Below are 24,296 nucleotides of genomic sequence, written 5' to 3' on the forward strand. Positions count from 1 at the left end.
GCGTCACCGTACGCCAGCATTGGCAGTCGTGACGCGTGCTTTGGTGACGGCGCCGCTGCGTGGCGAGGGATTCGACAAGTTGCGGCGGCTGGCCGACGTGGTCTACGACCCGTGGATCGATCAGCGGCCATTGCGTATTTATGGCGCCGAGCAACTCGCCGATCGGATTTCGGCTGAACGCGCCGATGTCGTTGTGGTGGAAGGTGATTCGGTCAGCGGTCCGGTATTCGAGCTGGGGCTGCAGGCGATCGCCTCCACGCGCGGGGATCCCAACAACGTCGACGTCGCCGGCGCCACCGCCGCCGGGATACCGGTCCTATTCACGCCTGGCCGCAACGCCGACGCCGTCGCGGAGATGACACTAGCGCTGCTGTTCGCCTGTACACGCCATGTGCTGACCGCCGACGCCGACGTGCGGGCCGGGGAAGTGTTCCGGGACGGCACAATTCCTTACCAGCGATTCCGGGCCTGGGAACTGGCCGGCTTGACTGCCGGGCTGGTCGGTCTGGGCGCGGTCGGGCGCGCGGTGCAGTGGCGGCTGGCCGGGCTGGGGTTGCGGGTCATCGCCTACGACCCGTACAACGACGAGGCCCGCCACGACCTCGACGAACTGCTCGCCGAGGCCGACATCGTGTCGCTGCACGCGCCGGTCACCGAGGAGACAACCGGGCTGATCGGCGCCAAGCAGTTCGCGGCCATGCGCGACGGCGTGGTGTTTGTGAACACCGCGCGGGCGCAGCTGCACGACACCGACGCTCTGGTCGCGGCGCTGCGCAGCGGCAAGGTCGCCGTGGCCGGCCTGGATCACTTTGTCGGGGAATGGCTGCCGGTCGACCATCCATTGGTGGGCATGCCGAATGTGGTGCTCACGCCACACATCGGGGGCGCGACGTGGAACACTGAGGCGCGGCAGGCCCAGATGGTCGCCGACGATTTGGAAGCACTGTTTGCGGGCCGTCGTCCCGTGCACATCGTCAATCCGGAGGTGTTGTCCTCGTGAGATTCGTAGACAATCCGGAGGCCGCCGTACTGGCCGCGGCCAAAGACATGCTGCGACGCGGGTTGGTCGAGGGGACGGCGGGCAACATCTCGGCGCGACGGGAGGACGGCAACCTGGTCATCACTCCGTCGTCGGTCGACTACGCCGAGATGACGCTGGACGACCTGGTGCTGGTCGACCCCGACGGCGAGGTGCTGCACGCCGCCGAGGGCCGCTCCCCGTCGACGGAGATGAAACTGCACCTGGCGTGTTACAAGGCATTCGACGACATCGGCGCTGTCATACACAGCCACCCTGTGTGGGCGACGATGTTTGCCATTGCGCACCAACCGATTCCGGCCTGTATCGACGAGTTCGCCGTCTACTGCGGCGGGGACATCCGCTGCACCGAGTACGCGGCATCCGGTACGCCCGACGTCGGCGCCAACGCGGTGAAGGCGTTGGAGGGCCGGGCGGCCGCGCTGATCGCCAACCACGGCATGGTGGCGGTCGGCCCGCGGCCGGACAAGGCGCTGCACGTCACCGCACTGGTCGAACGCACCGCGCAAATCGTCTGGGGCGCAAAAGCTCTCGGCGGTCCTGTGCCGATCCCCGAGGACGTCAACGCAGGCTTCGCGGGCATCTATACGTATCTGCGGGCGAACCCGATGTAGCGCGCCCTAGCTCGCGGCTCGTCGAACGTGGGCAATATGGACGAAAAGTGGTCGGATTGCGTACATTTCCCCCACGCTCGGCGCGCTAGCTCGCAGCGACTCGGTAATCTCCACCGTCGTCCGCATGCACTTCATCCTACGGCGGCCCGCCAGCTGCGGGGCGAAGTGCCGTGCGTCCGGCGGAACAGCCTGGCGAAATACCCGGGGTCGACGATCCCCACCCGCCCGGCGACGGTGGCCACCGGAAGGTCGGTGTCGGTCAGCAAGCTGCGGGCTTCGGCCATGCGGCGCTCGATGATCCACTCTTGCACGGTGCGCCCGGTGCGGCGGCGCACGACCGTCGTCAGGTGCCCCGGCGTCATCCCGAGCTCCGACGCGACATCGCGCAGCGACAGCGGCTCGCCGTAGCGCCGGTCGATCACCGCGAACACCTCGGCCAGCAGCGGTTCACCGCTGCGCCGCAGATCGCCCACGACGTCGCCGGCCAGCCGTGCCAGATCGATCAGCAGCAGTGTCAGATGCGCCAGCACCGCCTGCCGATAACCCTCCTGCCGGCTGGTCAGCTCAGTCTCGATGGACCCGATCGTCACGTCCCATACCGGCCGGCGCGCCGCGGGCACCGTCAGCTCCAGCAATGCGCCGGACTGTCCATGCAGGAACGGGAACAGCAGCGGGTGCGTCCGCCACGCCGGCCACGGAGATCGCCCGTCGCCGCCCAGCGCGGCTGGGTCGAAGAACACGCCGACGCCATCGGTGCGGCGCACTCGTGCTGGGTCGATCACCTGGCCCGCCGCCACGACGTAGACCAGGCCCGCAGCACCCGAGTACCACAGCGCCGGGAAGTCGTGAATGTGGCGGCCATGTTCGAGCAGGTCGTCGCGCCCGCCCCGGACCACCGACACCGGCGGCGTGTCCATGTCGGCCCGGTATGCGTAGACCGGCACTCCGGCGCGGTGGCGAACAAGCCGAGCTGCTGCGGTCATCGCCTTAAAATAGTCCTACTTTTACTGAGTATTAGCCAATTCACGTCGTTGCCAACGGTTCACCATGGAAGCATGACCAAACATCGTCTACATCGACTCCTTGACAATCACCGCGATTACCTACCCGCGGCCGGCCGCGACATCTTCCTTCCCGGTTACGACCTCATCTCCCGGCTGCTCGGCATGACCAAGGTCCATGACACCCTTATCGGGCAGGCCGAACTTGACGACAATCAGCGGGTTCTGGAAATTGGCTGCGGGACGGGCAATGTCGTTTTACAAGCCAAGCGTGGGCATCCCGGCATCGAGTTGGTCGGTTGCGACCCGGACCCGCGGGCGCTGACCCGGGCGCGACGAAAGGCGCAGGAGCTCAGCGGCATTCGCTTCGATCAGGGCTACGCGCAGCAGCTGCCTTACCCGGACGGCGAATTCGACCGGGTGCTGTCGTCGATGATGTTGCATCATCTGCCCGACGACGTGAAAGCCGACGCGGCGGCCGAAGTCTTTCGTGTGCTCCGACCGGGCGGCAGGTTCCACGTGGTCGATATCGGCGGCGATATGACCGCCCGCTACGGCCTCGGGGCGCGGCGGATGTTGCGCAGCAGCCACATCGCCGGGAACCTCGGCGACGCGATTCCGCGCCTGCTATCCGCGGCCGGATTCGACTGCCGCGAGGTCGCCAGCCATCGTCATCGCTTCGTCGGACGACTCACCTACTACCGCGCCACCCGCCCCTCGCGCTGATCGAATGCCACCTTGACCGCCCCACTCTCGCCCTGGTTGGCAATCGCGAGGAACGCCTCGCGCCACTGCTCCAGCGGAAAGGTGTGAGTCAGCATGGGCCGCAAGTCAATCCGGCCGTCGACGGCCATGTCGAGGTAGTGTGCGATTGCGTGCTTGCGGACACCATGCACCTCCTCCACCCCAAACGCATTGGAGCCCACCCAGCTGATCTCCTTGAAATACAGCGGACTCCACTCCCACCGGCCGGGCGCATGGACCCCGGCCTTCACCAAGGTCCCGCGCGCCCGCAGGACCCGCACCCCGACTTCGAACGTTTCCGGCTTGCCGACGGTGTCGTAGACGACGTCGACCGCACCCGGGTGGGCCATCGGCAGTCCTTGCAGCGGCTGGCGTAGCCGGCCACCGCCCCAGCCGACAAGCTGCTCGATCACCGCCAGCCGCGGCTCGTGCGCCAGCACAAGCTCGGCGCCGAACCGGCGGGCCAGCTCCGCCTGGGCGTCGAAGCGTGCCACCACCGCCACCGCCGCATCCGGGTACAACGCCTGAAGGATGGCGACCGCGCACAGCCCCAACGACCCCGCGCCGTAAACCAGAACCCGGCCGGATGCGGGCGGCGGGTGACGCGTAATCGCATGCAGCGAAACGGAAACCGGGTCGGCGAACACGGCCAGCTCGTCGGGCACCGACTCGGGGACCGCGAACAACATGCTGTCGTGGGCGGGCATCAACTCGGCGTAGCCGCCCGTCGCGTCGGCCGACACCCCGCTGTGAATGCCGGGCTTGATGTCGCCGTCGCAAAAGCTCCAGCACAGGCTGTAGTCGCCGGACTGGCAGGATGGGCATGGCGGGTCGATGCCGCGCGGCCCGCACGACAACCACGGGTTGAGCACGACGCGCTGCCCCACCTCCAGTCCGCGGGCCTTCGGGCCCAGCGTCACGACGTCGGCAACCACCTCGTGCCCCATCACTTGCGGGAACGAGCAGAACGCGGCCATCGCATTGTCGGTGTCGCCCTCGCCGAAATCCAGCAGAATCTGTTTGGAGTCCGACCCGCAGATACCGGTCAGCCGGGGCCGCGTGATCACCCAATCGTCGTGCAGCAAGCCAGGTTCCGGGATATCTTGCAGCGCAACGGGACTGCGGGCCAGAGCATCGTCATACCCTTCGACCGGCGGTACGCCGAAGACCAGCGCCTTCATTGTCGGGCCATCGCTGCCGCGCCGGCGATGTAGGCGTCGAGGTCGGAGTTCTTGAGGTCCACCACTGCCTTGATGTCGGGCAGGTAGTGCTCGAACCCGTCGCTGCCCAACGCGGCGATGATGCCGTCGGCCACGTGGTCGGCGGGCACCTTGGGCCCGTCGTAGAGCGGATCGTCGTTGTCCGGCTGGTCCCAGATCTCGGTGTCGACCGGTCCCGGCTCGATCAGCTTCACCGAGACGCCGGTGTCGTGCAGGTCGACGGCCATCGACTCGGTCCAGCCGCACAACGCGAATTTGCTTGCGCAGTAAGCGGCTTCGTGAGCGATGCCCAACCGGCCGCCCATGCTGGACACGTTGACGATCACGCCGTCGCCGCGTTGCAGCATCCGCGGCAGCACGGCCAGGCACAAGCGCATCGGCGCAAAGAAGTTGACCCGCATCACGGCCTCCACGGAAGCCGGGTCCAGCTCGGTGACCGCGCGGCGCTTGGGTATCGCGGCGTTGTTGACCAGGATGTCGATGCCACCGAGACCGTCCCAGGCCCGTCGCGCCACCTCGTCGATGGCCGCGGTGTCGGCGAGGTCGGCGACCCACATCTGCGACGCGGGCGTGCTGCGGCGGCAGTCGGTCAGCACCGCGTCAAGCCGCTCGCGCCGGCGCGCGATCAGCCCGACCACTGCCCCGCCGGCGGCGAGCCGCCGGGCCAGCGCGGCGCCCACCCCCGACGACGCCCCAGTGATCAGGACCCGCTTGCCCGCCGTCGAGTACGCCATGGCCAAAAGCCTCGCGCGCGTGACCAGGCGGTGACGCGGGTTTCGCCAAGATCACCGAGTGGCCGGCCACCCGACTTTAAGTTATATTGACTAAGTAACGACTTGAAGGGGACTCGAAAATGCCACGTACGGACAACGACACCTGGGATCTCGCATCGAGCGTGGGGGCGACCGCCACGATGGTCGCGGCGGCTCGGGCCGTCGCGACGCGCAGCGAGCGCCCGTTGATCAACGATCCGTTCGCCGAACCTCTGGTGCGCGCCGTCGGCGTCGACCTGTTCACCCGGCTGGCCACCGGCGAGCTGAACCCCGCTGACTTACAGGACGACGACCAGCCGGGCGTGGACCGCATGACCGACAACATGGCGGTACGGACCAAGTTCTTCGACGAGTTCTTCCTCGACGCCACGAAGTCGGGGATCAGACAGGCAGTCATTCTGGCGTCCGGGCTGGACGCCCGCGCCTACCGGCTGCCCTGGCCGGCCGGCACCATCGTCTACGAGGTCGACCAGCCGGACGTCATCGAATTCAAGTCCCGCACCCTCGCCGAGTTGGGCGCACAACCAACCGCCATACGCCGGGCGGTGGCCATCGATTTGCGCGACGACTGGCCAGCGGCACTGCAGGCGGCCGGGTTCGATCCGAGCCGGCCGACGGCCTGGAGCGCCGAGGGCCTCCTGGGCTACCTGCCCCCCGACGCGCAGGACCGCCTGCTGGACACCATCACCGCACTCAGCGCACCAGGCAGCCGAATCGCCACCGAAAGCGCACCTACTCCGGCTCCCGGGGACCAGGAGCGGATGAAGGAGCGGATGCAAAAGGCGTCCGAACGCTGGCGCGAGCACGGCTTCGACCTCGACATGACCGACCTGGTTTACTTTGGTGACCGCAACGAGGCGGCCTCCTACCTGTCCGACCACGGGTGGCAGATGACCGGCAGCACCCTGCGGGATCTCTTCGCCACCAACGGTTTTCCGCCGATCGACGACGATCTGCCCTTCGCTGACATGCGCTACGTCAGCGGCATCCTGACCTCCTAGGAGCGATTCGCATGCCACGTACTCACGACGACACCTGGGATCTGGCTTCCAGCGTGGGGGCCACCGCCACCATGGTTGCGCTCTCGCGCGCGCTGGCCTCACAGGGACCCGACGCGCTGCTCGACGATCCGTTCGCCGACCCGCTGGTCCGCGCGGTCGGGGTGCCTCAGTTCGTGCGCCTGCTCGACGGTGAAGTCAGCCTCGACGACGACGACCCGGTGCTGAACCGCAAGACCCGCACGCAGCAAATCACGGTCCGCACCAGGTTTTTCGACGACTTCTTCACCAGCGCCGCCGACGCCGGCGTGCGGCAGGCGGTGATCCTGGCGTCCGGTCTGGACACCCGGGCCTACCGGCTGCAGTGGCCCGCAGGGACGGTGGTTTACGAGATCGATCAGCCGCAGGTCATCGACTTCAAGACCACCACGCTCGCCGACTTCGGCGCCACCCCGGCTGCGGAGCGCCGCGCGATCGGCATCGACCTGCGTGACGACTGGCCCGCCGCCCTGCGAGAGGGTGGGTTCGACACCGGCCGGCCGACCGCGTGGATTGCCGAGGGGTTGTTGCCGTATCTGCCGCCGGAGGCCCAGGATCGACTGTTCGACAACATCACTGCGCTCAACGCCCCGGGTAGCCGGCTGGCCACCGAACACGTTCCCGACCCGGCCGCCTTCACCGACGAACGTGCAAACAAGATCAGCGAGCGGTGGCGCCGACTCGGATTGGACCTCAACGCGAGCGACCTGTTCTACCAAGGCGAGCGCAGTGTCGTCATCGATTATCTGACCCGCCACGGCTGGCAGGTGACTGAATACCCGGTCCGGGAGTTGTATCGGCGCAACGGCTTTGAGTTTCCCGAGGACGAGATCATGGCCACCTTCGGGGAAATGAGCTACGTCTCGGCGATCCTCGGATAGGACCCACATGTCACGCACACACGACGACACCTGGGATCTGGCGTCCAGTGTCGGGGCAACCGCAACCATGGTCGCGGCGGCGCGGGCGTTGGCGACCAAGGATTCCCGCGGCCTGATCGACGATCCGTTCGCCGACCCGTTGGTCCGCGCGGTGGGGGTGGACTTCTTCGTCAAGATGATCGACGACGAACTCGATCTCTCGGCCATCCCGAATGCGTCACCGGCCCGGGTGCAGGCGATGATCGACGGAATGGCGGTGCGCACCAAGTTTTTCGACGACTACTTCTGCGACGCCATGGACGCAGGCATCCGCCAGGCCGTGATCCTCGCGTCCGGCCTGGACTCGCGTGCCTACCGGTTGCGCTGGCCGGCCCGGACCGTGGTCTACGAAATCGACCAGCCACAGGTCGTCGACTTCAAGACCACCACATTGGCCGCTATCGGCGCCGAGCCCACCGCGGAGCGGCGCACGATCCGTATCGACTTGCGCGCGGATTGGCTGACCGCCTTGCGCGAGGCGGGATTTGACGCCACCGCCCCGACAGCGTGGCTGGCCGAAGGCCTGCTGATCTACTTACCGCCCGAAGCCCAGGACCGGCTGTTCGACGACATCACCGCACTCAGTGTGGCGGGCAGCACGATCGCGACCGAATATGTGCCGGGAATCAGGGATTTCGACGCCGACCGGGTCCGGGAGATGTCTGCGCCGCTGCGTGAGCAAGGCATCGACATCGATATGGCGTCGTTGGTGTACGCCGGCGAGCGCAACCATGTCGTCGAGTACTTGCGCGGCAACGGCTGGGATGTCAGCGGCGTCTCGCGCGAGCAGTTGTTCGTGCGCAACGGAATCGAAGTCCCGGCGTTCGAGGACGACGACCCGCTGGGCGAGATCATCTTCGTCAGCGGCACATTCGGCGGTTAAAACCGCGACTCCCCCAGCCACAGCACGCTGGTGCCGGTGAACGTCCGCTCTACCTGGTCGACGAGCCCGGCGACCGACTGGACGATCAACGCGCCCACCGCATCCGGCAGCGACGCCGCGGCGGGCTGCGACGACGGGCGCGGCCGCAGGAATTCCCACAGCGACGATCCTGGGTAGCCGACCAGACGGGCGTCGTCGTCGGCGTCCAGCCCGGCCAGCACCTTGGCCCGGCGCACTGCCGTCCGCAGCCCGCCGAGCTCGTCGACCAGTCCACGCTCGAAAGCGTCCGCACCGGTCCAGATTCGGCCGCGGGCCACCTCGTGCACCGCCTCGGTACTCAGGTGACGGGCTTCTGCCACCCGTTGCACGAAGTCGGCGTAGAACAGGTCCGCCTCGGCTTCGACCTTGGCGTGTTGTTCTGGTGTGAAGGGCGCGTTGATCGACCACGCGTCGGCGTTGGCGTTGGTGCGCACCGCATCCGATCCGACGCCCAGCCGGTCCTTCAGGTTTCGCGCCACCAGCTTTCCGCTCAACACGCCGATTGACCCGGTGATGGTGCCGGGATTAGCCACGATCGCGTCCGCCCCCATCGCGATGTAGTAGCCGCCCGACGCGGCGACTGCACCCATCGACGCCACCACCGGCTTGCCGCGACCGCGGGCCTTCGCCACCGCGCGCCAAATGGTTTCCGACGCGTTGATCTCGCCGCCCGGGCTGTCCACGCGCAGCACGATCGCCGACACCGCGTCGTCGGCAGCCGCGTCGCGCAGCGCCGCCGAGATGGTGTCTGCGCCGCAGCTGGGTGTGCCGAACGGCAGCACCCGCGGGCCGCCGCGGCCACTGACGATCGGGCCGGCCACGGTGACCACGGCGACGGCCGGCTTGGGCCGTCGGCCGGGAACAGGCGGCATCGGTCGCGGTCCGCCGGCACGCGCGTAGCGCGACAGATACAGCCGCGGCGGGGCAGCGTCGTCGTCGGCGTCTCCGGTTTCGGGCGAGATCCCTTCGGCGCCAACCAGTTCAGCGATCCTGGCGTACGCCTCGTCGCGGTAGCCGATGCGATCGATCAGCTTGGAGCTCACCGCGTCGTCGCGCAGCAGCGGCGCCCGGTCCGCCAGCACGTCGACCTCGTCGGGATCGATCTTGCGGGATTCGGCGACGGCCTGCCACACCTGGGCGTGCAGGCTCTCCAGCAGCCGGCTGTCCGCTTCCCGATGCGCGTCTGTGTAGCGGTCTTGAGTGAAACGGTTTACCGCCGACTTGTATTCGCCGCGAGCCACGAATTGTGCTTCGATGCCGGCCTTGTCCAGAGCATCACGCAGGAACATGGCGTTGGTGGCGAATCCGACCAGCCCGACGGTCCCCGACGGCTGCATCCACACCTCGCCGAACGCCGAAGCCAGGTAGTACGACAGCGTTCCCGGATACGTCTCGGCCCATGCCAGCGACGGCTTGACGGCCGTGAACGCGGCGACGGCCTCGCGCAACTCCTGGACCGGCCCCGCTGCGGCGGCCGGAAGCTGCACGCGGGCAATCAGGCCTGCCACCCGCGGGTCGTCGGCGGCGCGGTGAATCGCCGCAACGGCCTCGCGCAGCAGCAATGGCCGTCCGCCGCCGCTGATGATTGCCAGCGGGTCGAAGCCGCCCGTCTCGGGCGGGGTGGCGTGCAGGTCGAGTTCGAGCACGCAGCCCTTGGGTACGCCGTGGTGCCGGGCGGTGTCGACCCGGCGTGCCAGCGTGCGCGCGTCGTCGATCCCGGGTGGGTCGGGCAGAAAACCAAGCATGCCGTCGAGCCTACCGATGGCCGGGCCTACGGTGATGGGATGCGCTTGTCCATCTCCATACCTCAGCTGGCCGATCCGTTCGATGCCGCGGGTGTGCGTTCGTATCTCGCCCGTGCCGAAGAGCTCGGCTTCGAGGGCGCCTGGACGGTGGATCAGGTCGTCGGCGAGGCGCCGCTGCTGGCGCCGCTCGAACTGTTGGCGTTCGCCGCCGCGTGCACCGAGCGGCTGCGGCTGGGTGTCGCGGTACTTGTTGCGTCCCTGCATGATCCGCTGCAGCTGGCGGCCGCGGTGACGGCGGTCGACCAGATCAGCAACGGCCGGCTGGACGTCGGGGTCGCGCCCGGCGGCGGCCGTCACCAGTTTTCCGCTTTCGGGGTGGAGAAGGCCACTTTCGTGCGGAGTTTCACCGAGGGCCTGCAGTTGATGAAAGCGGCGTGGTCCGACGAGCCGCGGGTGACGTTTCACGGCCGGTTCCGTCAGGTCGACGACCTGCCGATCCAGCCGAAACCCGTGCAGCGGCCGCATCCGCCGATCTGGTTCGGCGGCCAGGCGCCCAAGGCCCTGGCCCGCGCGGTGCGCCACGGCGACGCGTTCCTGGGCGCGGGCTCGTCGACCACCGCCGCGTTCGCCGAAGCGGTCACAACCGTGCGCCGCGAGCTCGCCGACCAGGGCAAAGACCCCGCGACCTTCGACATCGGCAAGCGGGTGTACGTGATGGTCGACGACGACGTCCAGCGGGCGCGCGAGCGGGTCCTCACCGGGCTGCACCGCATCTACGGCCAGATGCGGGGCATCGACGAGGTGCCGGTGTTCGGCCGGCCCGACGACGTGGCGCGCGGATTGCGTGAGGTGATCGACGCCGGAGCGGCGATGATCCTGCTCAACCCCGTCGGCGACGACGTCGCAGCGGACCGCGAGCAGATGGAACGCCTTGCCGCCGAAGTGATTCCGAAGCTGGCTTAGGTGTGGCGATGGACGCTGCCGATGCAATCCGCCGGATAGGCATCAAGCTCGCTGCGCTCGCCCAAGACGGGCTGACCTTCGCCACCAACGAGTACGACGAGGAGCGCTACCGGCAGGTGCGCGGGCTTGCCGCCGAGCTGATGTCGGCGCTCAGCGGTCGGGCCGCCGACGAACTCACGGTCGAACTCGGGCGCGACTCGGGCTACGCCACACCCAAGATCGATGTGCGCGGCGTGATCTTCGACGAGCAGGAGCGTGTGCTGCTGATGCGTGAAAAAGCCGACGGCCGTTGGTCATTGCCCGGCGGGTGGGCCGACCCCGGTGACTCGCCGTCGGCCGCGGTCACCCGTGAGATTCTCGAGGAAACCGGCTATCACAGTTCGGCGGTGAAGCTGATCTCGTGCTGGGACCGCGAGTTGCAGCACCACCCACCGCCACTGCCCGTGCACGTCTACAAGCTGTTCTTCCTGTGCCGCGCGCACGAGGCGGTGCAGTCGCCGGCCGCGCTGGAGACTCTGGCCGTGGGATGGTTCGGGCTCGACGAGCTGCCGGCGCTGTCGCTTGGCCGGGTCAACCAGCGCCAGCTGGAACGGGCGCTGGCCCACCATCGCGATCCCACGCTGCCGACCGAGTTCGACTGAGAACCCTCGCCGCGTCCACCGATCACGGTATAACCGCCTAATGGTTCTCAAAGTGACGGTGGCGCCGGAGCTGATCGGCGGAGACGTCGACGAGGGTTACGGCAAGGTCGCGGACGCCTTTCGCGCCAACTTCGTCCGCGGCCGCGAAGTCGGCGCCGCCGTGGCGGTCTATCGCGACGGCGTCAAAGTCGTCGACCTGTGGGGCGGCTACCGCAACGGCATCACCAAGGCACCGTGGCAACAGGACACCATGGTCAACATGTTTTCGACGACGAAAGGCGTTGCTTCCCTTGCGGTCGCGGTGGCCGCGTCCCGCGGCCTCATCTCCTACGACACCAAGGTCGCCGACTACTGGCCCGAGTTCGCGCAAGCCGGCAAGGACGACGTGACAGTGCGGCAACTGCTGTCGCATCAAGCCGGACTGCCGGTGCTGGATGCGCCGCTGCGGCTGGCCGACCTGTCCGACCCGGACAAGGTGTCGGCGGTGCTGGCGGCACAGGCCCCGGTCTGGCCGCCCGGAACCCGGCACGGCTATCACGCCCTCACCCTCGGCTGGTATGAGTCCGAGCTGATCCGGCACACCGATCCGGCAGGCCGGACACTGGGCCGATTCTTCGCCGACGAGGTCGCCGCGCCGCTTGGTCTGGACCTACATATCGGATTACCTGCTTCGGTGGACCGCGACCGCGTCGCACATTTGCATGGCTGGCGCCGCGTCGAGGCACTGCTTCACCTCAATACGCTGCCGCCGCGTATGGCGTTGGCCTTGCTGAATCCCGTCGGCCTTACCAGCCGAGCCACTCTGCTGCCCAACGATGTCGACGCGATGCGCGACTACAACCGCGAAGACGTACGTTCCGTCGAGATACCGGCCGCCAACGGCATCGGCACTGCGCGTTCGGTCGCAAAAGCCTACGGTTGCGTGGCCACTGGTGGCAGTGAAATCGGTTTGACGCCAACCACTCTCACCGCACTGACTCAGCCGGCGATCACACCCAGCCGCGGACTGCGAGACAAAGTGCTACACATCGATTCGGTGTTCTCGCTGGGCTACTGCAAACCGGTCCCGCACTTTTGCTTCGGCTCGTCCGACAAAGCGTTCGGAACTCCGGGCCTCGGCGGGTCGTTCGGTTTCGCCGACCCGGATACCGGTATCGGATTCGGCTATGTGATGAACCGGTTGGGTTTTCACCTCTATAGCGATCCACGCGAACTCGCGGTGCGCCAAGCGCTGTTTCGCGACGTGCTAAGGGTGCGCGAGCAGACGTAGAATCGCACGATTCCACCTCGCGGAGTGCGATTCTACGTCTGCTCGCGCCAGAGTCTCGCCCTACAGCTCGGTGACCGAACCGCCTGCGGCGGTGATCTTCTCGCGCGCGCTGCCGCTGAACTTGTGCGCGGTGACGTCGACCTTGACGGTGATCTTGCCGTCGCCGAGCACCTTTACCAACGAGTTCTTCCGCACTGCGCCCTTGGCCACCAGCTCGTCGACGCCGATCGAACCGCCTTGCGGGAACAGCCGACCGATATCCCCGACGTTGACGATTTCGTACTCGGTGCGGAATCGGTTACGGAAACCCTTGAGCTTGGGCAGCCGCATGTGGATGGGCATCTGCCCACCCTCGAACGTCACGGGCACGTTCTTGCGGGCCTTGGTGCCCTTGGTGCCGCGGCCCGCGGTCTTGCCCTTGGAGCCCTCACCGCGACCGACGCGGGTGCGCTTGGTCTTCGCCCCGGGCGCGGGCCGCAGGTCGTGAAGTTTGATTGTCATCAGGCCTCCTCGACCTCAACCAGGTGGCGCACGACCGCGATCAAGCCACGGGTCTGAGGATTGTCCTCACGGACCACCGACTGGCGAATCTTCCGCAAACCCAAGGTGCGCAGGCTCTCCCGCTGCTTCCAGCGGGCACCGATCGTGCTGCGCACCTGGGTGATCTTCAGCTCTGCCATGGCCTATGCCGTTCCCTCACGCGCTGCGCTCGCCGCCAGCGCTTCGCTCTCCCGCCGCGCCTTCAACAAGCTGGCCGGAGCGACGTCCTCGATCGGCAGGCCGCGCCGGGCCGCCACCTCCTCGGGCCGCTGCAGCAGCTTGAGCGCCGCCACCGTGGCGTGCACCACGTTGATCGCGTTGTCGCTGCCCAGTGACTTGGCCAGGATGTCGTGCACCCCAGCGCATTCCAGCACCGCGCGCACGGCACCACCGGCGATCACCCCGGTACCGGGGCTGGCCGGGCGCAGCAGCACCACACCGGCGGCGGCCTCGCCCTGCACCGGATGCGTGATGGTTCCGCCGATTAGCGGCACCCGGAAGAAGCTCTTGCGTGCCTCCTCGACGCCCTTGGCGATCGCGGCCGGGACTTCCTTGGCCTTGCCGTAGCCGACGCCGACCATCCCGTTGCCGTCGCCGACGATGACCAGCGCGGTGAAGCTGAACCGCCGGCCGCCTTTGACCACTTTGGAGACGCGGTTGATCGCCACGACCCGCTCGAGGTAGTTGCTGCCGTCGCGGTCGCGCCCGCGTCCACCGCGGTCGTCGCGCCGGCCCCGGCCCTCACGCCCTTCGGCGCGTCCCTCACCACGTCCTTCGCTGCGGGGCGCGCTGCCGGTGTCCGGAGCGGCGCCCCCTGAAGTCGGCTGCTCCGTCATCACAGAGTCCCTTCGTTCATCAGAATTTCAATCCGCTCTCGCGCGCGGCGTCGGCAAGTGCCGCGATCCGGCCGCCGTAGGTGTAGCCCCCGCGGTCGAACACCACGGTGTCGATGCCGGCGGCCTTGGCCCGCTCGGCGATCAACTGGCCGACCCGCACGCTGCGGGCTTTCTTGTCGCCCTCCACACCGCGCACATCGGCTTCGATCGACGAGGCCGCCGCCAGCGTGGTGCCGTTGAGATCGTTGACCAGTTGCACGTGAATGTGCCGTGCCGACCGGTGCACCACCAGCCGCGGACGTTCCGGCGTGCCGGAAATCTTCTTGCGCAGCCGTGCGTGCCTGCGCAGCCGGGCGGCCCGTCGGGCAGCGGATACGCTCTGCCCCACCGGCTTCCGCGCGTCTGCTTGTGTTCCAGCCATGACTACTTACCTGTCTTTCCGACCTTGCGGCGGATCTGCTCGCCCTCGTAACGCACGCCCTTGCCCTTGTACGGGTCGGGACGGCGCAACCGGCGGATGTTCGCCGAGATCTGGCCGACCTTCTGCTTGTCGATCCCTGAGATCGAGAACTTCGTCGGTGTCTCCACCGCGAACGTGATGCCTTCCGGCGCCTCGATCACCACGGGGTGGCTGTATCCCAGCGCGAACTCCAGCGTGTTGCCCTTGAGCTGCACGCGGTAGCCGACGCCGAAGATCTCCATCTTGGTGGTGTAGCCCTGCGTCACGCCGGTGACCAGGTTGGCCACCAGGGTCCGCGACAGCCCGTGCAGCGAACGGTTGCGCCGCTCGTCGTTGGGCCGCGTCACCACGATCGCGCCATCGTCGTTGCGCGACACCGTGATCGGTTCGGCGACCGAGAGCTCCAGGGTGCCCTTGGGGCCTTTCACCGATACGTTCTGGCCGTCGATCGTGACGTCGACGCCAGAAGGAACCGGGATCGGCTGCTTACCAATACGCGACATTGCTACCCCTCACCACACGTACGCGAGGACTTCGCCGCCCACGCCCTGTCTGGCCGCCTGGCGGTCGGTGAGCAGGCCCGAGGAGGTCGAAATGATCGCCACGCCCAGGCCGCCGAGCACTCGCGGCAGGTTGGTGGATTTCGCGTACACCCGCAGACCCGGCTTGGACACCCGGCGCAGACCCGCAATGCTGCGTTCCCGGCTGGGGCCGTACTTGAGCTGCACCACAAGGGCTTTGCCGACGCGGGCGTCTTCAACGTGGTAGTCGCTGATGTAGCCTTCGCGCTTGAGGATCTCGGCGATGTTGGCCTTGATCTTCGAGTGCGGCAGCGTCACCTCGTCGTGGTAGGCCGAATTGGCGTTACGCAGACGTGTCAAGAAGTCTGCGATCGGGTCCGTCATAGTCATTTAGCGCTGCTCCTCTTCATCGCTGCGCTCTGCATCGTCGACAACGCGGTCATAAGCGGCCCGCTCCTCACCAACTGCTCTTCTGCACGCCCGGCAGCTCGCCGGCATGCGCCATCTCGCGCAGGCAGATCCGGCACAGCCCGAACTTGCGGTAAACCGCATGCGGGCGGCCGCATTTGCTGCAGCGGGTGTAGGCGCGCACCTTGAACTTCGGCTTGCGCTGCGCCTTGTTGACCAGTGCCTTCTTCGCCATCTGCTCAGTTCTCCTTGAACGGAAAGCCGAGGGCCCGCAACAGCGCTCGTCCTTCGTCGTCGGTCGTCGCCGAGGTGACGACGGTGATGTCCATGCCACGGGTCCGGTCGATCGAGTCCACGTCGATCTCGTGGAACACCGACTGCTCGGCCAGCCCGAACGTGTAGTTGCCCGCGCCGTCGAACTGCGTGGGCGAAAGGCCGCGGAAGTCGCGGATACGCGGCAGCGCAATCGAAGTGAGCCGGTCGAGGAACTCCCACATCCGATCGCCGCGCAACGTCACCCGCGCCCCGATCGGCATGCCCTCGCGCAATTTGAACTGCGCGATCGACTTGCGGGCACGACGGATTTCGGGCCGCTGCCCCGTGATCAGCGCCAGGTCGTTGACCGCGCCGTTGATCAGCTTGGCGTCGCGGGCGGCGTCGCCGACGCCCATGTTGACGACGACCTTGACCACGGTCGGGATCTGCATGACGTTGCGGTAGCCGAATTCCTTGTTCAGCGCGTCACGGATCTCGTCGCGGTAGCGCACCTTCAGCCGGGGCTGAACCTTTTCTGCCGTCGTCATCGTTAGATGTCCTTGCCGTTGCGCTTGGAGATGCGGACCTTCTTGCCGGTTTCCTCGTCTCGCCGGTAGCCGATCCGGGTGGGCTTGCCGTCGGAGTCGACCACCATCACGTTGGAAACGTGAATCGGCGCCTCCTGCGTGACGATGCCGCCGGACCGCGCGCCGCGCTGATTGGTCGAGATCGGGGTGTGCTTCTTGATCCGGTTGACGCCCTCGACGAGCACCTTGTTGCGGGCCGGGTAGGCCTGCAGCACCTTGCCCTTGGCGCCCTTGTCCTTGCCGGAGATGACCAGCACGGTGTCGCCCTTGTGGACCTTCATCTACAACACCTCCGGGGCCAGCGAGACGATCTTCATGAAGCGCTTCTCGCGCAGTTCGCGACCGACCGGCCCGAAGATGCGGGTGCCGCGCGGGTCGTTGTCGGGCTTGATGATCACGGCTGCGTTCTCGTCGAACTTGATGTAGCTGCCGTCGGGGCGGCGGCGCTCCTTGACGGTGCGCACCACCACGGCCTTGACGACGTCACCGCGCTTGACGTTGCCGCCCGGGATGGCGTCTTTGACCGTCGCGACGATGACGTCACCGATGCCGGCGTAGCGCCGCGACGAGCCACCGAGCACGCGGATGCACAAGATCTCCTTGGCGCCGGTGTTGTCGGCCACCTTCAGCCGCGATTCCTGCTGAATCACTAGATCTCCTGACCTGGTTTCGCGTGTGCACGCCCATGTGTGCCGTCGCGGCGTGACGTGCGTAGTTTCATCACCGAAGGGCACGCGGGGCCGACAAAATCGCCGGCCGAGGTCTGCCCACGGCAACCCCTAGAGTCTAGGGGATCGCCTGCTCAGCGCCAAATTGCGGCCTGATCCGGTGCCACCGCGTGACCGGCCAGAGATCTAGCTGACAATCGCCACAGTTGGTGACGAGCGCCACGGTCTCTCGGCTGCGCAGATTGTTAGATTGTTTATTAGATTTGATCCATGGTCGGGATCCGCTGTGCGACAACCTGGTTGCGCCAACAATGAAAATCGAAGACTGCTTCGACGCAGCAGGCAACATCGTCTTGCCCGACGGAATCACGTTGCCGTCGTGCCTTGAGGCGACCGTCGCCGAGAACCGAGACGCCCCGGCCTACCGGTTCATGGACTACACCCGCGAGAAGGACGGGGTGGCCGCCGAGCTGACCTGGAAGCAGCTGGGCGCCACACTGCGCGCGGTCGGCGCACGGCTTCAGCAGGTCACCCGGCCCGGTGACCGGGTGGCCGTGCTGGCTCCGCAGGGCCTGGACTACGTCGCCGGTTTCTTCGCCGCTATCCACGCCGGCAACATCGCGGTGCCGCTGTTCGCGCCGGGGCTGCCCGGGCACGCCGAACGGCTGGAGGCGGTGCTGGCCGACTGCTGCCCGACGGCCGTGCTGACCACCACCGGTGCAGCCGAGGCCGTCGGCGCATTCCTGCGCAAGCTCCCCCGGTCGCGCCGTCCGCGGGTCATCGCGGTCGACGCGGTGCCGGACTCGGTGGGCTCGACGTTCGTCCCCGCAACGCTGGGCACCGACGACATCGCCTACCTGCAGTACACGTCCGGGTCGACCCGAACCCCGGCCGGTGTCGAGATCACCCACCGCGCGGTGTGCACCAACGTCTTGCAGATGATCATCGCCGGCGAGCTGGACATGAACATCCGCAGCGTGAGCTGGTTGCCGCTCTATCACGACATGGGCCTGATGATGATCATGTTCCCGGCGCTGTTCGGCAACTACATCACGCTGATGTCGCCGCTGGCGTTCGTCCGGCGACCGTATCGGTGGATCAAGGAGCTGGCCGCCGAATCGGTGCACGGCCGAATCTTCGCGGCCGCACCGAATTTCGCGTACGAGCTGGCCGCCAAGCGCGGATTGCCGGCCGACGGTGAGCACCTGGACCTCAGCAACGTGACCGGCCTGCTGAACGGATCCGAACCGGTGACGATGTCCGCCATCGACGAGTTCGTCGCGGCGTTCGCGCCCTACGGGCTGCCTGCGACGGCCGTCAAACCGTCCTACGGCATGGCCGAAGCGACGTTGTCGGTCGCCAGCATCGCCCAGGCGGCGCAAGCGAGCGCGATCCACGTCGACCGCGAAGCGCTCGGCGCCGGCCGGGTGGTGACCGTGGCACCCGACGCCCCCAACGCCGTCGCCCTGGTTTCCTGCGGCCAGGTGCTGCGCAACCAGTGGGCCGTCATCGCCGACCCGGACAACGACGCCGAACTGCCCGACGGCACGGTCGGCGAAATCTGGCTGCACGGCGACAACATCGGCCGCGGCTACTGGGGCAGGGACGACGAGACCGAGCGGGTCTTCCACAACAAGCTGCAGACCCGCCTCGAGGCAGGCAGCCACGCCGAGGGCTCGCCGATGAACGGGCTGTGGCTGCGGACCGGCGACCTGGGGTTCTACCTCGACGGCGAGCTGTACATCGCCGGGCGGATCAAGGATCTGGTGATCGTCGACGGGCGTAACCACTATCCGCAGGACATCGAGGCCACCGTCTCGGAGGCGTCGCCGGCGGTGCGCGCCGGTTATGTCGCGGCGTTCGCGGTGATGGGCGAGCGCGGCGAACAGTTGGTGGTCATCGCCGAACGTGCCGCGGGCGCGGGCCGGGCCGACCAGGCGCCGGTCGCCGACGCCATCCGGGCCGCGGTCTCGCGACGGCACGGTGTGGCGGTGGCCGATGTGCGCCTGGTCAACGCCGGCGCCATTCCCCGCACCACCAGCGGCAAACTGGCCCGCGGCGCTTGCCGCGCCGAATACCTCGCCGGACAATACGACCGGTGATTACCGATCCGCCACGCAGCGGAACCCGATGTGGGTGGTGGCGGTGTCCTGCGACTGCGGCGAGCGCGCCGCCGGCCGGTAGCGGTGGCAGTACTCCGGCGCGCACAAGTGCGAACCACCCTTGAGCGTTTGCGCCACAGTCGGATCGGCGGGGCCGGTTGGTGTGCAGCAGGCCTTGGGTGGCTGGTTCGGGCGGTGATGCGCCGAGAATTCGGTGGCGGTCCATTCCCACACGTTGCCGATCATGTCGAGCAACCCAAACCCGTTGGGCGGGAACGTCCCCACCGGCGACGTTCCGGCCCAGCCGAGCGCGCCGTCGTTGCGGTACGGGAATCGGCCCTGCCACGTGTTGGCCATCAGCTGCCCGCCGGGCTTCTCCTCGTCACCCCACGCGTAGGTGGCGGTGGTTCCGCCACGCGCGGCGTACTCCCACTCGGCCTCGGTGGGTAATCGGCGCCCGGCCCAGCGCGCGTACGCCGCGGCGTCGGGATAGGCCACCTGCACGACGGGATGGTCCGCCTTGCCGGAGATGTCGCTGTCCGGGCCGAATGGGTGACGCCAGCTGGCGCCCGGCACCCAGTGCCACCACTGCCGCCAGTCCCGCAGGTCGACCGGACCCGGCGTCGGCCGGAACACCAGCCCGCCGGGAACCAGGTCTGCCGGGTCGGCGCCGGGATACAACGCGGGATCGATCTGTTGCTCGGCGACGGTCAGATATCCTGTCGCAGCGACGAATTCGGCGAATTGGGCGTTGGTCACCGGGTGACGCTCGACCGCAAACGCGCCCACCGTGGCGGTATGGATCGGCGCTTCCTCCGGGTAGAAGCGGGTGGACCCCATCCGGAACGTTCCGCTCGGAAGGTCGACCAGCTCGGTTAACTCAGTCACGCGAAAACGCCAGTGCCAGTTTCTTTTCCAGGTCTTCGTACGGTGTGCCGGAGATGTCGACCGTGACCTGCGCGATGGCGCCGCCGGTGAACGCGAAGGGCGCCTTGTAGCGGCTGGACACCGCCGAGCCGCTGTTGCGCCCGACGCTGATGGTGGCGCCGGCCAATCCGAAGGTGCCGGGCTGGGTGGTCATTTCCGGCAGCGACGCAACAGCTTGGTCGTCGACGTACAGCACGGCTTCGCCGAGCGGGGTATGGCTTCCCGGCACCGTGCCAGACCGAGTGTAGCGGACACCGAACAGGTGACGGCCCAACGGAATTGCGCCGGGTGAGGAGATCGCGTGTTGCCGCTCACCAAGGAAGTTGTACACGTAGTGCAGCCGGCCATCCTGGATGAACAGGACGTGGCCGCCGTGCGCCCCGCCCTGCTTGAACAGCACCCCTTCGGCGCCGGTGCTGTCCACGGTCACGTCGGCGACCACCGAAAACGACTGGCCGCGGATCTCGACGGCGGCGCCCATGCCGACCTCGGCCGCATCGGGATAGTACGTGTAGGTGGACCGCTCGCCGGACAGATACGGCCGCCACCGGGTCACTGTTTCGAAGAGGTTCAGGTCGGCCAGTGGTAGCCCGTTGTACTTGGCGGCCTCGGAAAACCACAGCGCCTTGAGTTCTTCGAGCTTCTCTGGTTGTTCGGCGGCCAGGTCGTGGCACTGGCTGCGGTCGGCCGCGATGTGAAACAGTTCCCAGCGGTCGGCGTCGAAATGCGACCAGCCCGCCGGGGTGGCGGCGTGCACGGTGTTGGCGAACCAGCCGTCGTGCCAGATCCCGCGGGTGCCCAACATGGTATAGAACTGGGTGTCCTTGCCAGTATCTGCTGTCGGATCCTGCAGCGCCGCTTTGAAACTCACGCCATCCAGCGGTCTTTGCGGGATTCCCTTGACGGTTTGCGGAGGGGTGATGCCGAGCAGCTCGTAGACGGTGGGGGTGATGTCGCAGACGCTGACGTAGTTGTCGCGAACTTCGCCGTGGGCCGCAATCCCGTTGGGCCAGGAGATGATTGCGGTGTCGGCGATGCCGCCCTCGTGCGAGGCGTAGCGCTTGAACAGTTTGTACGGCGTGTTGAACGCCATCGCCCAGCCGATCGGGTAATGGTTGTAGGTCTCAGGGCTGCCGAGGCGGTCGAGAAATTTCATGCTCTCTTCGACGGTGTCGATGTAGCCGTTGAAGAATTTCCCCTCGTTGACAGACCCGTTCGGCCCGCCCTCGCCGCTGGCGCCGTTGTCGGAGATCACCACGACGATGGTGTTGTCCAGCTGGCCCGATTGCTCGAGATAGTCCAAGACCCGGCCGATTTGGGCGTCGGTGTAGCTCAGGAAGCCGGCGAACACCTCGGCCATCCGGCAAAACAGCTTCTTCTCGTCGGCGTCGAGCGAATCCCAGGGCCGCACGGTGTCCTGCAAGGGCCACGGCTCCCCGTTGGGGCCCGTCACGTCGAGATACGGATTGACCGGCGACAGTTCGGTTTCCGGCGGGACGATGCCCATCGACTTTTGCCGTTCAAGCGCGATCTCGCGGTAGCGCTCGTAGCCCATGTCGAAGCGGCCGGCGTACTTGTCGGCCCATTCCTTGAAGACGTGGTGCGGGGCGTGTCCGGCGCCGGGGCACACGTAGGCAAACCACGGCTTGTCCGGCGCAATCACCTTGGCGTCGCGGATGAATTCGATTGTCTTGTCGGCGATATCCTTCGACAGGTGATAGCCCTCCTCGGGCGTGGCCGGCGGCGGCACGGGATGGTTGTCGTAGACCAGGTCGGGGTACCACTGGTCGGTCTCGCCGCCCATGAAGCCGTAAAACCGTTCGAATCCGCGGGAGAGCGGCCAGTGCCGCTTGGTCGACGCGAGGTTGGACTCCTCGAGAGGAGTCAGATGCCACTTGCCGGTGCAGTAGGTGTTGTAGCCCCGTTCGGCAAGTACTTCGGAGAGCAGCGCGGTGTCGGCGGGGATGCGGCCGTTGCAGTTGGGGAATCCGTCGGTGAACTCTTCGATGGTCGCCATGCCCACCGTGGTGGCGTTGCGACCGGTCAGCAGCGACGCCCGGGTCGGCGAGCACAGCGCGGTGGTGTGGAACTGCGAGAGCCGCACCCCGCGCTCGGCGATACGAGTCATCGCCGGCATCTCGACCAGTCCGCCGAAGCAGTCCCAGGTCGCGATGCCGGCGTCGTCCCACACCAGATAGAGGACGTTCGGGGCGTTGTCGGGTGCGACGGGCGCGGCGTACGGGCCCCAATCCGGTTCGGAGCCCCGAATGTCCAGTTCGATCTTGCCCTGAAACTCCGTGGCCATCACCGGCTCCGTTCCGCTTGTCGGTGCGGCGAGACTATACCGATTGGACCAACAGCGCAGCGGCTACACCTGATACGTGACCCGCGGCGACCTGACGCTTTTCCTGGGCGGCGACGTGATGACCGGCCGCGGCATCGACCAGATCCTGCTGCACGGAGGCGATCCCACGCTGCGGGAGCCGGCGGTAACCGACGCGAGGAACTACGTGCGGCTGGCCGAGCGCGCCAACGGCCCGATTCCCGTTCCGGTCGACGACGCCTGGCCGTGGGGCGAGGCGCTGCCGGTGCTCGACGACTTCGCTCCCGACGCCCGCATTCTCAACCTGGAGACCGCCGTCACCGCCGACGGCGACTTCGCCCCCGGCAAGGCGGTGCACTACCGGATGCATCCGGACAACGTGGGATGCCTGACCGTCGTCCGACCGGACATTTGCGTGCTGGCCAACAACCACGTCCTGGACTTCGGTCCCACCGGGCTCGCCGACACGCTGCGCGCGCTCAGTGCCGCCGGAATACAGCCCGTGGGCGCCGGACGGAGCGCCGACGACGCGAAACAGCCTGCGGTGCTCGAGGTTTCGGACGGAGCACGGGTGGTGATCGCCGCTGCCGCCATGACCTCCAGCGGTGTTCCGCGAGTTTGGGCCGCCACCGCGAATCGGCCCGGCGTCGTCGTGTCAGAGGTCTCGGAGCGGGCGGCCGTCGAGCTCGCCGAGCGGCTCGTCGCCCTCAAACGGCTGGGCGACATCGGGGTGGTGTCGCTGCACTGGGGGTCCAACTGGGGATACACCGTCGAGTCGGAGCAGGTTCGCTTCGCGCACCGATTGGTCGACGCGGGGGTCGACGTCGTGCACGGGCATTCGTCGCACCATCCACGACCGGTCGAGGTGTACCGCGGCAAGCTGATCCTCTACGGCTGCGGCGACACCATCAACGACTACGAGGGCATCGGCGGATACGAACAGTACCGCGACGAGCTGCGGCTGCTGTATTTCGCGACGATCGAGCAAGACCGCGGCGCCCTTGGCACGCTGCGCCTGGTTCCGATGCGGGCGCGCCGGATGCGCCTGGAGCACGCCTCACCCGGGGACGCCGAATGGTTGCGCCGCACCCTTGAAGACGCCAGCCGACCGTTCGGAACAATGTGTCACGCCGAGGCAGACGGCACCTTCACGGTGCGCTGAGCAGGGTCGCTCAGCGCAACCGGAACACCGCGCCGTCGCTGCCCCACTGGCCGAAGGGCGGCAGCTCACCCCGGTCGATCGCCCGGATGGCGGGCCGGCCGATGTGAGCGAAGATCAGCCGCCGCACACCGGCACCGCGAGCGGCCTCGGCCACGTCGCGCACGCAGGCGTGGCCCCCGGCGCCGCGGGCGAACCTGATCGGCCGGTTCCACCCGGCCGCGTCGGCGAATATCAGATCCGATCCGCTTGCCCACGAAGGGAATTCCCAGAACTCCGGTGCCCACACCGCACGCTGACGCGTCGTCTCGATCAGGTAACCGACGGTCGGGTGCGACGTGTGTCGCACCGGGCGCGGCCGCAACCGCACGTCGCCGGCCTCATACGTGTCGACGCCAGGGCGTACGCCCAATTGCGCTGCCCGTCGCCGGATTTGGGGCATCAGCTCGGCGCGCTCGTCGCAGACAAGCCAAGCGTTCAGCGGTAGACCGGGATCTGCGCCGGCGCCGCCGTCGAGCATGACGCGGTGGCCACGCCAGGCCACAAGTAGGCCGGCCGGACGGTAGCGGGGGGAGTTCATCGCCCCGACGCCAAGGAGGACCAGCCGCGGCAACGGCCGGC

Annotated in this window: 28 protein-coding genes; 11 read left to right on the forward strand and 17 right to left on the reverse strand. The window is 67.5% G+C overall.

Annotated elements, in window-relative coordinates:
• Positions 1-19: 19 nt before the first annotated feature.
• Entirely contained in the window at positions 20-1,000 is a 981-nt protein-coding gene (locus tag G6N47_RS02970; RefSeq protein WP_083130128.1) for an NAD(P)-dependent oxidoreductase, read from the forward strand.
• A complete protein-coding gene (locus G6N47_RS02975; RefSeq protein WP_083130129.1) occupies positions 997-1,653 on the forward strand; it encodes an L-fuculose-phosphate aldolase in 657 nt (218 codons plus the stop codon). The genes G6N47_RS02970 and G6N47_RS02975 overlap by 4 nt, the downstream gene beginning before the upstream one ends.
• Positions 1,654-1,784: 131 nt before the next feature.
• Here G6N47_RS02975 and G6N47_RS02980 read toward each other — a convergent pair whose 3' ends face one another.
• Positions 1,785-2,636 carry a helix-turn-helix transcriptional regulator gene (locus G6N47_RS02980; RefSeq protein ID WP_083130130.1) on the reverse strand — a complete coding sequence of 284 codons (852 nt, stop codon included), beginning with the start codon at positions 2,634-2,636 and terminating at the stop codon, positions 1,785-1,787.
• Between the two features lie 72 nt (positions 2,637-2,708).
• On the opposite strand from G6N47_RS02980, the gene G6N47_RS02985 reads away from it, so the two are divergent.
• Positions 2,709-3,380: a class I SAM-dependent methyltransferase gene (locus G6N47_RS02985; protein ID WP_083130131.1), complete on the forward strand. Its 672-nt coding sequence runs from the start codon at positions 2,709-2,711 to the stop codon at positions 3,378-3,380.
• On the opposite strand, the gene G6N47_RS02990 is transcribed toward G6N47_RS02985, so the two are convergent.
• Together G6N47_RS02990 and G6N47_RS02995 are read right to left on the reverse strand one after the other, a co-directional pair.
• The gene (locus G6N47_RS02990) at positions 3,353-4,579 is read right to left on the reverse strand and encodes a zinc-dependent alcohol dehydrogenase (protein ID WP_083130132.1); all 1,227 of its coding nucleotides are present in this window, start codon (positions 4,577-4,579) and stop codon (positions 3,353-3,355) included. The genes G6N47_RS02985 and G6N47_RS02990 overlap by 28 nt on opposite strands.
• On the reverse strand, positions 4,576-5,352 hold the full coding sequence (locus G6N47_RS02995) for an SDR family NAD(P)-dependent oxidoreductase (RefSeq protein ID WP_083130133.1): 777 nt from the start codon (positions 5,350-5,352) through the stop codon (positions 4,576-4,578). Before G6N47_RS02995 ends, G6N47_RS02990 begins: the two co-directional genes overlap by 4 nt.
• Before the next feature lie 119 nt (positions 5,353-5,471).
• Here G6N47_RS02995 and G6N47_RS03000 point away from each other — a divergent pair, with 119 nt between their 5' ends.
• From G6N47_RS03000 to G6N47_RS03010, 3 genes are read left to right on the forward strand one after another with little or no spacing between them, the layout of a single operon-like run.
• Complete coding sequence (locus G6N47_RS03000; protein ID WP_083130134.1) at positions 5,472-6,392, forward strand: class I SAM-dependent methyltransferase; 921 nt, start codon at positions 5,472-5,474, stop codon at positions 6,390-6,392.
• 11 nt (positions 6,393-6,403) lie between these two features.
• Positions 6,404-7,309 (forward strand): class I SAM-dependent methyltransferase, encoded by a 906-nt coding sequence (locus G6N47_RS03005; protein WP_169717234.1) that lies wholly within the window; start codon positions 6,404-6,406, stop codon positions 7,307-7,309.
• Between the two features lie 7 nt (positions 7,310-7,316).
• Entirely contained in the window at positions 7,317-8,231 is a 915-nt protein-coding gene (locus G6N47_RS03010; RefSeq protein WP_083130135.1) for a class I SAM-dependent methyltransferase, read from the forward strand.
• Here G6N47_RS03010 and sppA read toward each other — a convergent pair.
• Entirely contained in the window at positions 8,228-10,015 is a 1,788-nt protein-coding gene (sppA, locus tag G6N47_RS03015) for a signal peptide peptidase SppA (protein ID WP_083130136.1), read from the reverse strand. The genes G6N47_RS03010 and sppA overlap by 4 nt on opposite strands.
• A gap of 39 nt (positions 10,016-10,054) precedes the next feature.
• Here sppA and G6N47_RS03020 point away from each other — a divergent pair, with 39 nt between their 5' ends.
• The 3 genes from G6N47_RS03020 to G6N47_RS03030 are packed head-to-tail and all read left to right on the forward strand — an operon-like array spanning position 10,055 to position 12,889.
• Positions 10,055-10,978, forward strand: coding sequence for an LLM class flavin-dependent oxidoreductase (locus G6N47_RS03020; protein WP_083130137.1), 924 nt, complete (start codon positions 10,055-10,057; stop codon positions 10,976-10,978).
• A gap of 8 nt (positions 10,979-10,986) precedes the next feature.
• Positions 10,987-11,619 (forward strand): NUDIX hydrolase, encoded by a 633-nt coding sequence (locus G6N47_RS03025; RefSeq protein WP_083130502.1) that lies wholly within the window; start codon positions 10,987-10,989, stop codon positions 11,617-11,619.
• Positions 11,620-11,659: 40 nt separating this feature from the next.
• Positions 11,660-12,889 carry a serine hydrolase domain-containing protein gene (locus G6N47_RS03030; protein ID WP_083130138.1) on the forward strand — a complete coding sequence of 410 codons (1,230 nt, stop codon included), beginning with the start codon at positions 11,660-11,662 and terminating at the stop codon, positions 12,887-12,889.
• 60 nt (positions 12,890-12,949) lie between these two features.
• On the opposite strand, the gene rplO is transcribed toward G6N47_RS03030, so the two are convergent.
• The 10 genes from rplO to rplN form a co-directional block, all read right to left on the reverse strand.
• Positions 12,950-13,390, reverse strand: a complete 441-nt coding sequence (gene rplO / locus G6N47_RS03035; RefSeq protein ID WP_083130139.1) for a 50S ribosomal protein L15 — start codon at positions 13,388-13,390, stop codon at positions 12,950-12,952.
• Entirely contained in the window at positions 13,390-13,569 is a 180-nt protein-coding gene (gene rpmD, locus G6N47_RS03040) for a 50S ribosomal protein L30 (RefSeq protein ID WP_083130140.1), read from the reverse strand. The genes rplO and rpmD overlap by 1 nt, the downstream gene beginning before the upstream one ends.
• A 3-nt stretch (positions 13,570-13,572) precedes the next feature.
• Entirely contained in the window at positions 13,573-14,265 is a 693-nt protein-coding gene (gene rpsE, locus G6N47_RS03045) for a 30S ribosomal protein S5 (protein ID WP_139799323.1), read from the reverse strand.
• A 19-nt stretch (positions 14,266-14,284) separates the two neighbouring features.
• Entirely contained in the window at positions 14,285-14,653 is a 369-nt protein-coding gene (gene rplR / locus G6N47_RS03050) for a 50S ribosomal protein L18 (protein ID WP_139799376.1), read from the reverse strand.
• Positions 14,654-14,688: 35 nt separating this feature from the next.
• On the reverse strand, positions 14,689-15,228 hold the full coding sequence (rplF, locus tag G6N47_RS03055) for a 50S ribosomal protein L6 (RefSeq protein WP_083130143.1): 540 nt from the start codon (positions 15,226-15,228) through the stop codon (positions 14,689-14,691).
• A gap of 9 nt (positions 15,229-15,237) precedes the next feature.
• Positions 15,238-15,636 carry a 30S ribosomal protein S8 gene (rpsH, locus tag G6N47_RS03060; RefSeq protein ID WP_045373380.1) on the reverse strand — a complete coding sequence of 133 codons (399 nt, stop codon included), beginning with the start codon at positions 15,634-15,636 and terminating at the stop codon, positions 15,238-15,240.
• Between the two features lie 67 nt (positions 15,637-15,703).
• Positions 15,704-15,889, reverse strand: a complete 186-nt coding sequence (locus G6N47_RS03065) for a type Z 30S ribosomal protein S14 (RefSeq protein ID WP_003920619.1) — start codon at positions 15,887-15,889, stop codon at positions 15,704-15,706.
• A gap of 4 nt (positions 15,890-15,893) precedes the next feature.
• Positions 15,894-16,457, reverse strand: coding sequence for a 50S ribosomal protein L5 (gene rplE, locus G6N47_RS03070; RefSeq protein WP_083130144.1), 564 nt, complete (start codon positions 16,455-16,457; stop codon positions 15,894-15,896).
• A 2-nt stretch (positions 16,458-16,459) separates the two neighbouring features.
• Entirely contained in the window at positions 16,460-16,777 is a 318-nt protein-coding gene (gene rplX, locus G6N47_RS03075) for a 50S ribosomal protein L24 (protein WP_062541324.1), read from the reverse strand.
• Complete coding sequence (gene rplN / locus G6N47_RS03080; protein ID WP_045373371.1) at positions 16,778-17,146, reverse strand: 50S ribosomal protein L14; 369 nt, start codon at positions 17,144-17,146, stop codon at positions 16,778-16,780.
• 329 nt (positions 17,147-17,475) lie between these two features.
• Between rplN and G6N47_RS03085 the strand changes: the two genes are divergently transcribed.
• Positions 17,476-19,266, forward strand: a complete 1,791-nt coding sequence (locus G6N47_RS03085) for a fatty acyl-AMP ligase (RefSeq protein WP_083130145.1) — start codon at positions 17,476-17,478, stop codon at positions 19,264-19,266.
• Here the strand turns inward: G6N47_RS03085 and G6N47_RS03090 are convergent, their stop codons facing one another.
• Positions 19,267-20,106 carry a formylglycine-generating enzyme family protein gene (locus G6N47_RS03090; protein ID WP_083130503.1) on the reverse strand — a complete coding sequence of 280 codons (840 nt, stop codon included), beginning with the start codon at positions 20,104-20,106 and terminating at the stop codon, positions 19,267-19,269. It lies immediately after the preceding gene.
• A 40-nt stretch (positions 20,107-20,146) separates the two neighbouring features.
• On the reverse strand, positions 20,147-22,498 hold the full coding sequence (locus tag G6N47_RS03095; protein ID WP_083130146.1) for an arylsulfatase: 2,352 nt from the start codon (positions 22,496-22,498) through the stop codon (positions 20,147-20,149).
• A 76-nt stretch (positions 22,499-22,574) separates the two neighbouring features.
• Between G6N47_RS03095 and G6N47_RS03100 the strand changes: the two genes are divergently transcribed.
• Positions 22,575-23,678, forward strand: coding sequence for a CapA family protein (locus G6N47_RS03100; protein ID WP_197945466.1), 1,104 nt, complete (start codon positions 22,575-22,577; stop codon positions 23,676-23,678).
• Positions 23,679-23,688: 10 nt separating this feature from the next.
• On the opposite strand, the gene G6N47_RS03105 is transcribed toward G6N47_RS03100, so the two are convergent.
• Complete coding sequence (locus tag G6N47_RS03105; RefSeq protein WP_083130147.1) at positions 23,689-24,255, reverse strand: MBL fold metallo-hydrolase; 567 nt, start codon at positions 24,253-24,255, stop codon at positions 23,689-23,691.
• Positions 24,256-24,296 lie beyond the last annotated feature (41 nt).

Source organism: Mycobacterium branderi (assembly GCF_010728725.1).
Classification (GTDB): Bacteria; Actinomycetota; Actinomycetes; order Mycobacteriales; family Mycobacteriaceae; genus Mycobacterium; species Mycobacterium branderi.

Coding starts and splice junctions, on each gene's coding strand:
- G6N47_RS03025 (WP_083130502.1), top strand. CDS start 10,987: ATGGACGCTGCCGATGCAATCCGCCGGATAGGCATCAAGCTCGCTGCG.
- G6N47_RS03000 (WP_083130134.1), top strand. CDS start 5,472: ATGCCACGTACGGACAACGACACCTGGGATCTCGCATCGAGCGTGGGG.
- G6N47_RS02980 (WP_083130130.1), bottom strand. CDS start 2,636: ATGACCGCAGCAGCTCGGCTTGTTCGCCACCGCGCCGGAGTGCCGGTC.
- G6N47_RS02990 (WP_083130132.1), bottom strand. CDS start 4,579: ATGAAGGCGCTGGTCTTCGGCGTACCGCCGGTCGAAGGGTATGACGAT.
- G6N47_RS03065 (WP_003920619.1), bottom strand. CDS start 15,889: ATGGCGAAGAAGGCACTGGTCAACAAGGCGCAGCGCAAGCCGAAGTTC.
- rpsE (WP_139799323.1), bottom strand. CDS start 14,265: ATGACGGAGCAGCCGACTTCAGGGGGCGCCGCTCCGGACACCGGCAGC.
- G6N47_RS03085 (WP_083130145.1), top strand. CDS start 17,476: ATGAAAATCGAAGACTGCTTCGACGCAGCAGGCAACATCGTCTTGCCC.
- G6N47_RS03005 (WP_169717234.1), top strand. CDS start 6,404: ATGCCACGTACTCACGACGACACCTGGGATCTGGCTTCCAGCGTGGGG.
- rplE (WP_083130144.1), bottom strand. CDS start 16,457: ATGACGACGGCAGAAAAGGTTCAGCCCCGGCTGAAGGTGCGCTACCGC.
- rpsH (WP_045373380.1), bottom strand. CDS start 15,636: ATGACTATGACGGACCCGATCGCAGACTTCTTGACACGTCTGCGTAAC.
- rplF (WP_083130143.1), bottom strand. CDS start 15,228: ATGTCGCGTATTGGTAAGCAGCCGATCCCGGTTCCTTCTGGCGTCGAC.
- G6N47_RS02985 (WP_083130131.1), top strand. CDS start 2,709: ATGACCAAACATCGTCTACATCGACTCCTTGACAATCACCGCGATTAC.
- G6N47_RS02995 (WP_083130133.1), bottom strand. CDS start 5,352: ATGGCGTACTCGACGGCGGGCAAGCGGGTCCTGATCACTGGGGCGTCG.
- rplX (WP_062541324.1), bottom strand. CDS start 16,777: ATGAAGGTCCACAAGGGCGACACCGTGCTGGTCATCTCCGGCAAGGAC.
- rpmD (WP_083130140.1), bottom strand. CDS start 13,569: ATGGCAGAGCTGAAGATCACCCAGGTGCGCAGCACGATCGGTGCCCGC.
- rplO (WP_083130139.1), bottom strand. CDS start 13,390: ATGACAATCAAACTTCACGACCTGCGGCCCGCGCCCGGGGCGAAGACC.
- G6N47_RS03105 (WP_083130147.1), bottom strand. CDS start 24,255: ATGAACTCCCCCCGCTACCGTCCGGCCGGCCTACTTGTGGCCTGGCGT.
- G6N47_RS03030 (WP_083130138.1), top strand. CDS start 11,660: ATGGTTCTCAAAGTGACGGTGGCGCCGGAGCTGATCGGCGGAGACGTC.
- G6N47_RS03010 (WP_083130135.1), top strand. CDS start 7,317: ATGTCACGCACACACGACGACACCTGGGATCTGGCGTCCAGTGTCGGG.
- G6N47_RS03090 (WP_083130503.1), bottom strand. CDS start 20,106: ATGGGGTCCACCCGCTTCTACCCGGAGGAAGCGCCGATCCATACCGCC.
- G6N47_RS03095 (WP_083130146.1), bottom strand. CDS start 22,498: ATGGCCACGGAGTTTCAGGGCAAGATCGAACTGGACATTCGGGGCTCC.
- G6N47_RS03020 (WP_083130137.1), top strand. CDS start 10,055: ATGCGCTTGTCCATCTCCATACCTCAGCTGGCCGATCCGTTCGATGCC.
- sppA (WP_083130136.1), bottom strand. CDS start 10,015: ATGCTTGGTTTTCTGCCCGACCCACCCGGGATCGACGACGCGCGCACG.